Annotated in this window: 6 protein-coding genes and 1 riboswitch; of the genes, 5 read left to right on the plus strand and 1 reads right to left on the minus strand. The window is 72.5% G+C overall.

Annotated elements, in window-relative coordinates; all coding sequences use genetic code 11:
* The first annotated feature begins 369 nt into the window (after positions 1 to 369).
* From FNH04_RS35575 to FNH04_RS35590, 4 genes are all read left to right on the plus strand, one after another.
* Entirely contained in the window at positions 370 to 1770 is a 1401-nt protein-coding gene (locus FNH04_RS35575) for a M16 family metallopeptidase (protein WP_152789981.1), read from the plus strand.
* Positions 1767 to 3155 carry a M16 family metallopeptidase gene (locus FNH04_RS35580; protein WP_322724782.1) on the plus strand — a complete coding sequence of 463 codons (1389 nt, stop codon included), beginning with the start codon at positions 1767 to 1769 and terminating at the stop codon, positions 3153 to 3155. Before FNH04_RS35575 ends, FNH04_RS35580 begins: the two co-directional genes overlap by 4 nt.
* A gap of 212 nt (positions 3156 to 3367) precedes the next feature.
* A riboswitch (cyclic di-AMP (ydaO/yuaA leader) is annotated at positions 3368 to 3533 on the plus strand.
* A 12-nt stretch (positions 3534 to 3545) separates the two neighbouring features.
* A complete protein-coding gene (locus tag FNH04_RS35585) occupies positions 3546 to 4319 on the plus strand; it encodes a M23 family metallopeptidase (RefSeq protein ID WP_152789982.1) in 774 nt (257 codons plus the stop codon).
* 252 nt (positions 4320 to 4571) lie between these two features.
* Positions 4572 to 5267, plus strand: coding sequence for a GntR family transcriptional regulator (locus FNH04_RS35590; RefSeq protein WP_152789983.1), 696 nt, complete (start codon positions 4572 to 4574; stop codon positions 5265 to 5267).
* A 150-nt stretch (positions 5268 to 5417) separates the two neighbouring features.
* Here FNH04_RS35590 and FNH04_RS35595 read toward each other — a convergent pair whose 3' ends face one another.
* The gene (locus tag FNH04_RS35595; RefSeq protein WP_079309245.1) at positions 5418 to 5699 is read right to left on the minus strand and encodes an HPr family phosphocarrier protein; all 282 of its coding nucleotides are present in this window, start codon (positions 5697 to 5699) and stop codon (positions 5418 to 5420) included.
* A gap of 220 nt (positions 5700 to 5919) precedes the next feature.
* Here FNH04_RS35595 and FNH04_RS35605 point away from each other — a divergent pair.
* The coding region (locus FNH04_RS35605; protein WP_152789984.1) for a bifunctional acetate--CoA ligase family protein/GNAT family N-acetyltransferase at positions 5920 to 8751 on the plus strand (2832 nt) is incomplete at its 3' end.

Below are 8751 nucleotides of genomic sequence, written 5' to 3' on the forward strand. Positions count from 1 at the left end.
GGCCGGAACAGGGCACGCACCTCGGCCTGGGGGTGGGTGCGCCGGGTCTGGTGGAGAGTACTGGGAGCCGGTGCGCGGATCTCCGTACTCGGTATGTGGATCTCCGCACTCGGTGTGTGGATCTCCGTACGCGGGGGCCGTCGCGACAGGCCGGGGGCCGCTGACGCCGCACGGGCCCACCCGCGCGCGTGCACGCGGAAGCCGCAGAAGTCATGGCTCCGACAGAAGTCACTGCTCCGACCACGGGTCTCGCTCTGGGCGTACGGAGTCCGGGAACTTCGCCAGCCGTCCGCACGCTTGCATACAGTGGCAGGAACGGCAGGACATCCGCGGTTTTTCACGACAGCTTCCGCGAGCGAAGGGACGTACATGCCCATGGGTCACACGGTCACAGCCGAGGCAGGCTCCGGGGGCCTGACAGCGACCGAGCACCGCCTGGCCAACGGGCTGCGGGTGGTGCTCTCCGAGGACCACCTGACCCCGGTCGCGGCGGTGTGCCTCTGGTACGACGTCGGCTCGCGCCACGAGGTCAAGGGCCGCACCGGCCTCGCCCACCTCTTCGAGCACCTGATGTTCCAGGGCTCGGGCCAGGTGAAGGGCAACGGTCACTTCGAGCTCGTCCAGGGGGCGGGCGGCTCGCTGAACGGCACCACCAGCTTCGAGCGCACCAACTACTTCGAGACCATGCCCGCCCACCAGCTGGAGCTCGCCCTCTGGCTGGAGGCCGACCGCATGGGCTCGCTGCTCGCCGCGCTCGACGACGAGTCCATGGAGAACCAGCGGGACGTCGTCAAGAACGAGCGTCGGCAGCGGTACGACAACGTCCCGTACGGCACCGCCTTCGAGAAGCTGACCGCCCTCGCCTACCCGGAGGGCCATCCGTACCACCACACCCCGATCGGGTCGATGGCGGACCTGGACGCGGCCACCCTGGAGGACGCGCGCGCGTTCTTCCGCACCTACTACGCGCCGAACAACGCCGTGCTCTCCGTGGTCGGCGACATCGACCCGGAGCAGACGCTCGCCTGGATCGAGAAGTACTTCGGTTCCATCGCCGGGCACGACGGCAAGCCCGCCCCGCGTGACGGCTCGCTGCCGGACACCATCGGTGAGCAGCTGCGCGAGGTCGTGGTGGAAGAGGTCCCCGCGCGCGCGTTGATGGCCGCCTACCGGCTCCCGGAGGACGGCACGCGCGCGTGCGACGCGGCCGACCTCGCGCTGACGATCCTCGGTGGCGGCGAGTCCTCCCGCCTGTACAACCGGCTCGTACGGCGGGACCGTACGGCGGTGGCCGCCGGGTTCGGCCTGCTGCGGCTGGCGGGGGCGCCCTCCCTGGGATGGCTCGACGTGAAGACCTCCGGCGATGTCGAGGTCCCGGTGATCGAGGCCGCCGTCGACGAGGAGCTCGCCCGGTTCGCCGAGGAGGGCCCCACGGCCGAGGAGATGGAGCGCGCCCAGGCCCAGTTGGAGCGCGAGTGGCTGGACCGGCTCGGCACGGTCGCGGGCCGCGCCGACGAACTGTGCCGGTACGCCGTGCTGTTCGGCGACCCGCAGCTCGCCCTGACCGCCGTCCAGCGCGTGCTCGACGTGACCGCCGAGGAGGTCCAGGGCGTCGCCAAGGCCCGCGTACGGCCCGACAACCGCGCGGTGCTGGTGTACGAGCCGCTCGTGGCCGAGGGGGCCGAGGGGGCCGAGGGTGCGGAGGCCGCCGCAGCCGAAGAGACCGCCGAAGCCGCGGTGACCGACGAGACCGAGGAGTCGGCGAAGTGACCGAGCTCGCGACCATGGAGTTCCACCCGCAGCCCCAGGCCGGCGAGGCCAGGCCCTGGGCGTTCCCGGCGCCCGAGCGCGGCACGCTGGACAACGGCCTGACCGTGCTGCGCTGTCACCGCCCCGGCCAGCAGGTCGTCGCCGTGGAGGTGCTCCTCGACGCGCCCCTGGACGCCGAGCCCGCGGGCCTCGACGGGGTCGCCACGATTATGGCCCGTGCCTTCTCCGAGGGCACCGACAAGCACTCGGCCGAGGAGTTCGCCGCCGAGCTGGAGCGCTGCGGCGCCACTCTCGACTCGCACGCCGACCACCCCGGTGTACGCGTGAGCCTCGAGGTCCCCGTCTCCCGCCTCCCCAAGGCGCTCGGTCTGCTCGCCGACGCGCTGAGGGCACCCGCGTTCGAGGACAGCGAGGTCGAGCGGCTGGTGCGCAACCGCCTCGACGAGATCCCGCACGAGCTGGCCAACCCGGCCCGCCGTGCCGCCAAGGAGCTCTCCCGGCAGCTGTTCCCGGCCACCTCGCGCATGTCACGCCCGCGCCAGGGCACCGAGGAGACGGTCGAGGGCATCGACTCGGCGGCCGTGCGCGCCTTCTACGAGAAGCACGTCCGCCCCGCCACGGCCACCGTGGTCGTCGTCGGCGACCTCACCGGCGTCGACCTGGACGCGCTGCTCGGCGACACCCTGGGCGCCTGGACGGGCTCCTCGGCCGATCCGCGCCCCGTGCCCCCGGTGACCGCCGACGACACCGGGCGCGTCGTCATCGTGGACCGTCCCGGCGCCGTCCAGACCCAGCTGCTTCTCGGCCGTGTCGGCGCCGACCGGCACGACCGCGTGTGGCCGGCCCAGGTGCTCGGCACGTACTGCCTCGGCGGCACCCTCACCTCCCGCCTGGACCGCGTCCTGCGCGAGGAGAAGGGATACACCTACGGTGTGCGGGCGTTCGGGCAGGTGCTGCGCTCCGCGCCCGACGGCACGGGCGCCTCGATGCTCGCCATCAGCGGCTCCGTCGACACGCCGAACACCGGCCCGGCGCTCCAGGACCTGTGGACCGTGCTGCGCACCCTCGCCGAGGGGGGCCTGACGGACGCCGAGCGCGATGTCGCCGTACAGAACCTCGTGGGGGTCGCCCCCCTCAAGTACGAGACGGCGGCGGCGGTCGCGAGCACCCTCGCCGACCAGGTCGAGCAGCACCTGCCGGACGACTACCAGGCGACCCTGTACCGGCAGCTCGCCGCGACCGGCACCGTGGAGGCCACCGCGGCCGCCGTGAACGCCTTCCCGGTGGACCGGCTGGTGACCGTCCTCGTCGGTGACGCGACGCAGATCGAGGAGCCCGTCAGGGCCCTGGGAATCGGCGAAGTCACCGTCGTCACGGCGGAGTAGGGCACGCGCGCGGGCCGAGTCGGGCCCACACGGCGTCAGGGGCCCCGGTGACGGAGGAGTCACCGGGGCCCCTGATGTCCGTATTGCGGGGGAGGTTGCCTGTCTGCCCTGTGGCATGCGCTACAAAAACCGTGCTGTGTTTGTTATTTGAAAGCGGGCGCGCTTAGCGTCGGTCCGGCTGTTCGTCAGCAGTGCGCCGCACCCGCGGCACCGGACAGTCATCGCCGAGTCCCCGTACGGCGCGAGCCAGGGGAGCCGGGGACCCAACCGCAGTCCCTGGGGTGAATCGGACGCCCGTCACCATGTGAAGGGGGTCCGTAGGAGACCTTCCTGCTCCGAACCCGTCAGCTAACCCGGTAGGCGAGAAGGAGGGAAAGGACCAGCCACTTCATGGCGTTCACCTGCGCCACCGGGAAGCACCGCCGCCCCAGTCGCATGAAGCGTGCGACCACGAAGGCCGTCGGCGCCGCCGCGCTCACCACCACCGGCGTCGTGGGCGCCTTCGCCGCCCCGGCGCTCGCCGCGGACACCGCCGCCGAGCACACCGGATTCACCCAGGCCATCGAGATCGGCGACACGGTCGCCGAGCAGATCGATGCCCAGGCCGCCGCCCAGCAGCAGGCCGCCGCGGAGGCGGCCGCGCAGAAGGAGGCGGAGGCCCTCGCGAAGAAGCGGGCCGAAGAGGCCGAAGCGGCGGCCAAGAAGGAGCGCGCCGCCAAGGAGCGCGCTGCCCGCGAGGAGGAGCGCAAGCTCCTCAGCGCCTACGTCGCCCCGATCACCGGCAGTTACGTCTCCACCGGCTACAAGTCCGGCGGTGCCGTCTGGTCCTCCGGCAGCCACACCGGTATCGACTTCCACGCCTCCTCCGGCACGGCCGTCCACGCGGTGGGCTCCGGCACCGTCGTCGAGGCGGGCTGGGGCGGCGCCTACGGCAACGAGATCGTGATCAAGATGGACGACGGCACGTTCACGCAGTACGGCCACCTGTCGTCCATCGGCGTCTCCGTCGGCCAGAAGGTCACCCCCGGCCAGCAGATCGGCCTCTCCGGGGCGACCGGCAACGTCACGGGCCCGCACCTGCACTTCGAGGCCCGTACGGCGGCCGAGTACGGCTCGGACATCGACCCCACCGCGTACCTGCGCTCGCATGGCGTGAAGCTCTGACCGACGCGCCCCGCCACCGGCGACCGCGCCCCTCGACCGCGCCCCGCCACCGCCCCTGACAGCGGACGCCCCAGTGGCCCCACGAGGCCCCGGCTCACCGAGCCGGGGCTTTCGTCGTTGTGACGAACCTCCTGTCCAAAAAATATCCATGGATTCCGACCCGGCATCGGAAATTCTGCCCGACTGCAATAGAGTCGCTCGAACACGCGTCAATCAATGGCGTTTCACGGGGATTAAGGCGGAGGTCCGGTCATGCGTATTCCGGCGCACTCGGTATGCACGGCGATCCGTGATGACATCGTCGCGGGCGTCTACGAGCGCGGCAGCCGGCTCACCGAGGAGCTCCTCGCGCGCCGGTACGGCGTCTCGCGCGTCCCCGTGCGCGAGGCGCTGCGCACGCTGGAGGCCGAGGGCTTCGTGGTCACCCGCCGGCACGCGGGCGCGTGCGTCGCGGAGCCCACCGAGCAGGAGGCCGCCGACCTGCTGGAGATGCGCATGCTGCTGGAGCCGCTGGGCGCCGCGCGCGCCGCCCAGCGCCGCACCGAGGCGCACCTCAAGGTGCTGCGCGGCCTGGTCAGACTGGGCCAGGAGCGCGCCAGGAGGGGCAACAGCGAGGACCTGCGCTCCCTCGGCGGCTGGTTCCACGAGACGCTCGCCCAGGCCTCCGGCAGCCCCGCCCTGACCTCGACGCTCGCCCAGCTGAGGCACAAGATCGCCTGGATGTACACGGTGGAGGCGCCCACCAGCCCGGTGGAGTCCTGGGCCGAGCACGGAGGCATCGTGGACGCCGTCGCGCGCGGGGACGGCGAGCGGGCCCGGGCGATCACGACCCTGCACACCGAACGCGCGACCGCCGCGCACCGGCTGAGATTTCCCGGCCAGGCGGACAGGACGGACCGTGTGAGGACTTCGCAACCTCCCGTAAACATCACGAGCCTGCGGCATTAACACAAGAGCCGTATACAAAGAGCGTGGAATTCGTGGGGGATTATTTCTGCTGCCCGCGAAAAGGAAATGCGAAGGGCTCGCCCGGAAATTCGGACGAGCCCTTCGGTGTGTGCGCGGACTCCGGCCGGCGGAGGCTTTTCGCCGCGTCACTCAGACGGTCTCGGGGAGCTCCTCGAGTCCCTCGGAGACCAGCTTCGCCAGCCGGTCGAGCGCGGCGTCCGCGCCCTCGGCGTCGGAGGCGAGCACGATCTCCTCGCCGCCCTGGGCGCCGAGGCCCAGGACCGCCAGCATGGAGGCCGCGTTGACGGGGTTGCCGTCGGCCTTGGCGATCGTCACGGGGATACCGGAGGCCGTGGCGGCCCGGACGAAGATGGAGGCGGGGCGGGCGTGGAGGCCCTCGGCCCAGCCGACGTTGACGCGGCGCTCAGCCATGCGTTGCTGCCCTTCAGGTTCTCAGTGGTCTAGACCGATTGTCTAGACCAGTTTCGCATATCATGGAGACCGGTCCGGACCGGGGCCCACGGCCTGACCGCGATCCGGTGGTCGCCCCCCAGACTGCCCCGCGCCGTTGCCGTGCGCGAGACCCCCGCGTCGATTTCGCACGCGAGACCGCCTCACGCCGTTGTCGTACGCGAGCCGTACTCTGGGGCCCATGCAGACCTCGTCGGACCGGCACGAGTACCCCGCCCACTGGGAGGCCGACGTGGTGCTGCGCGACGGCGGCACCGCACGCGTCAGGCCCATCACCGTTGATGACGCCGAGCGTCTGGTCAGCTTCTACGAGCAGGTCTCCGACGAGTCGAAGTACTACCGCTTCTTCGCGCCGTACCCTCGCCTGTCCGCCAAGGATGTCCACCGCTTCACGCACCACGACTTTGTGGACCGGGTGGGACTCGCGGCCACGGTCGGCGGCGAGTTCATCGCCACCGTACGCTACGACCGGATCGACGCCGATGGGATGCCCGCCTCCGCGCCCGCCGACGAGGCCGAGGTCGCCTTCCTCGTGCAGGACGCCCACCAGGGACGGGGCGTCGCGTCCGCTCTCCTCGAACACATCGCGGCCGTCGCCCGGGAGCGGGACATCCGCCGCTTCGCCGCCGAGGTGCTGCCCGCCAACACCAAGATGATCAAGGTGTTCACGGACGCCGGGTACCAGCAGCAGCGCAGCTTCGAAGACGGCGTCGTACGCCTGGAGTTCGACCTGGAGCCCACCGACCGCTCGCTCGCCGTGCAGTACGCGCGCGAGCAGCGCGCCGAGGCCCGCTCCGTGCAGCGGCTCCTCACGCCCGGTTCGGTGGCCGTCATCGGCGCGGGGAGCACGCCCGGGGGCGTGGGCCGCAGCGTGCTCACCAACCTCCGGGACGCGGGCTTCACCGGCCGCCTGTACGCCGTGAACAGGGCCCTCCAGGACAAGGAGCTGGGCGGGGTGCCGGCGTTCCGCTCGATCAGCGAGATCGCCGATCCCGTGGACCTCGCGGTCGTCGCCGTCCCTGCCGAATACGTCCCCGAAGTCGTGGCCGAGTGCGGGGAGCACGGAGTGCAGGGCCTCGTGGTCGTCTCCGCCGGGTACGCCGAGAGCGGCCCCGAAGGGCGGGAGCGCCAGCGCGAACTGGTGCGCCAGGCGCGGGCGTACGGCATGCGCATCATCGGCCCCAACGCCTTCGGGATCATCAACACGTCACCCGGCGTGCGGCTCAACGCCTCGCTGGCCCCCGAGATGCCGCGCCCCGGACGGATCGGCCTGTTCGCCCAGTCCGGCGCCATCGGGATCGCCCTGCTGTCCCGGCTGCACCGGCGCGGAGGAGGCGTCACCGGCGTCACGGGCGTGTCGAGCTTCATCTCCTCGGGCAACCGCGCGGACGTGTCCGGCAACGACGTGCTCCAGTACTGGTACGACGACCCGGACACCGACGTCGCCCTCATGTACCTCGAATCCATCGGCAACCCGCGCAAGTTCACCCGCCTCGCACGCCGGACGGCCGCGGCCAAGCCGCTCGTCGTGGTCCAGGGCGCGCGGCACGGCGGAGCGGCCCCCCAGGGGCACGCCGTACGGGCCACACGGCTGCCGCACGCCACCGTGTCCGCCCTGCTGCGGCAGGCCGGCGTGATCCGCGTGGACACGATCACCGAGCTCGTGGACACGGGCCTGCTTCTGGCCCGGCAGCCGCTGCCGACCGGACCGCGCGTGGCGATCCTCGGGAACTCCGAGTCGCTGGGGCTGCTGACGTACGACGCGTGCCTCGCCGAAGGACTCAGCCCCCTGCCGCCGCTGGACCTCACGACCGGCGCCTCGGCCGCGGACTTCCACCGGGCGCTGTCGGAGGCGCTGGCCGACGACTCGTGCGACGCCGTCGTGGTCACCGCGATTCCGGCGGTGGGGGAGACCTGGGCGGCCGACGAGTCCCTGGCCGCCGCACTGCGCTCGGCCGCGGCGGAGGCGCCCGGAAAGCCGGTGCTCGTGGTGCACGTCGAGCTCGGTGGCCTGGGGGAGGCCCTGTCGGCCGCCACCAGCACCGCCCCCCAGGCAGCTCCTCCGGCGCCGGGCGGAACCCCCACGCCACGGGACAGCGCCCGTCCCGGCCCGCCCAAGCGGCGGGGCCCCGGCGACACCGGCGCGCCCACGCCCGCCGTCGCGGCAGCCGGGGAGGCAGCCGGGGAGGCGCCCGCCGGCTCCCGCTCCATCCCCGCCTACCCCGCAGCCGAGCGTGCCGTCCGGGCCCTCGCCGAAGCCGTGAAGTACGCCCAGTGGCGCCGCGAGGCCGCCGACCCGGGAAAGGTGCCCGAGTACGAGGACATCGACGAGAAGGGCGCCGCCGAGCAGATCGACACACTCCTCGCCGCAGGAGAGGGCCTGACGCTCGGCACCGACCAGACCGGCGAGCTGCTCGCCCGGTACGGCATCCACGTGCACGGGGCCCGGCCCGCACCCACGCCGGACGAGGCCGCCGCGGCCGCGCGCGCCATCGGCTACCCGGTGGCCCTCAAGGCCACCGCCCCGCACCTGCGGCACCGCGCCGACCTGGGCGGCGTCCGTCTCGACCTCGCGGACGAGGAGCAGCTGCGGAGGGCGTACGCGGAGTTGACCGGTCTCTTCGGGGATCCCGGGGAGCTGCGCCCCGTCGTGCAGGGCATGGCTCCGCGCGGAGTCGACACGGTCGTACGGACGGTGATCGACCAGGCGGCCGGAGCGGTGCTCTCCTTCGGGCTCGCCGGGGCCGCGTCGCAGCTGCTCGACGACACGGCACACCGGCTGATTCCGGTCACCGACCGGGACGCGGCCTCGCTGGTCCGGTCGATCCGGACGGCTCCGCTCCTCTTCGGCTGGAGGGGCTCCGCGCCGGCCGACGTCGACGCCCTGGAAGAGCTGCTCCTGCGGGTGTCCCGGCTGGTCGACGACCACCCGGAGGTCGTCGCGGTCTCCCTGGAACCGGTCGTCGTCGCCCCGCGCGGGCTGAGCGTCCTCGGTGCCACGGTGCGGCTCGCC

Origin of the sequence: Streptomyces phyllanthi (genome assembly GCF_009377205.1) — a bacterium.
Lineage (GTDB): Bacteria > Actinomycetota > Actinomycetes > Streptomycetales > Streptomycetaceae > Streptomyces > Streptomyces phyllanthi.

Excerpts from the sequence above, each read along its gene's own strand:
- FNH04_RS35585 (WP_152789982.1), top strand. The coding sequence starts at position 3,546 with ATGGCGTTCACCTGCGCCACCGGGAAGCACCGCCGCCCCAGTCGCATG.
- FNH04_RS35590 (WP_152789983.1), top strand. The coding sequence starts at position 4,572 with ATGCGTATTCCGGCGCACTCGGTATGCACGGCGATCCGTGATGACATC.
- FNH04_RS35595 (WP_079309245.1), bottom strand. The coding sequence starts at position 5,699 with ATGGCTGAGCGCCGCGTCAACGTCGGCTGGGCCGAGGGCCTCCACGCC.
- FNH04_RS35575 (WP_152789981.1), top strand. The coding sequence starts at position 370 with ATGCCCATGGGTCACACGGTCACAGCCGAGGCAGGCTCCGGGGGCCTG.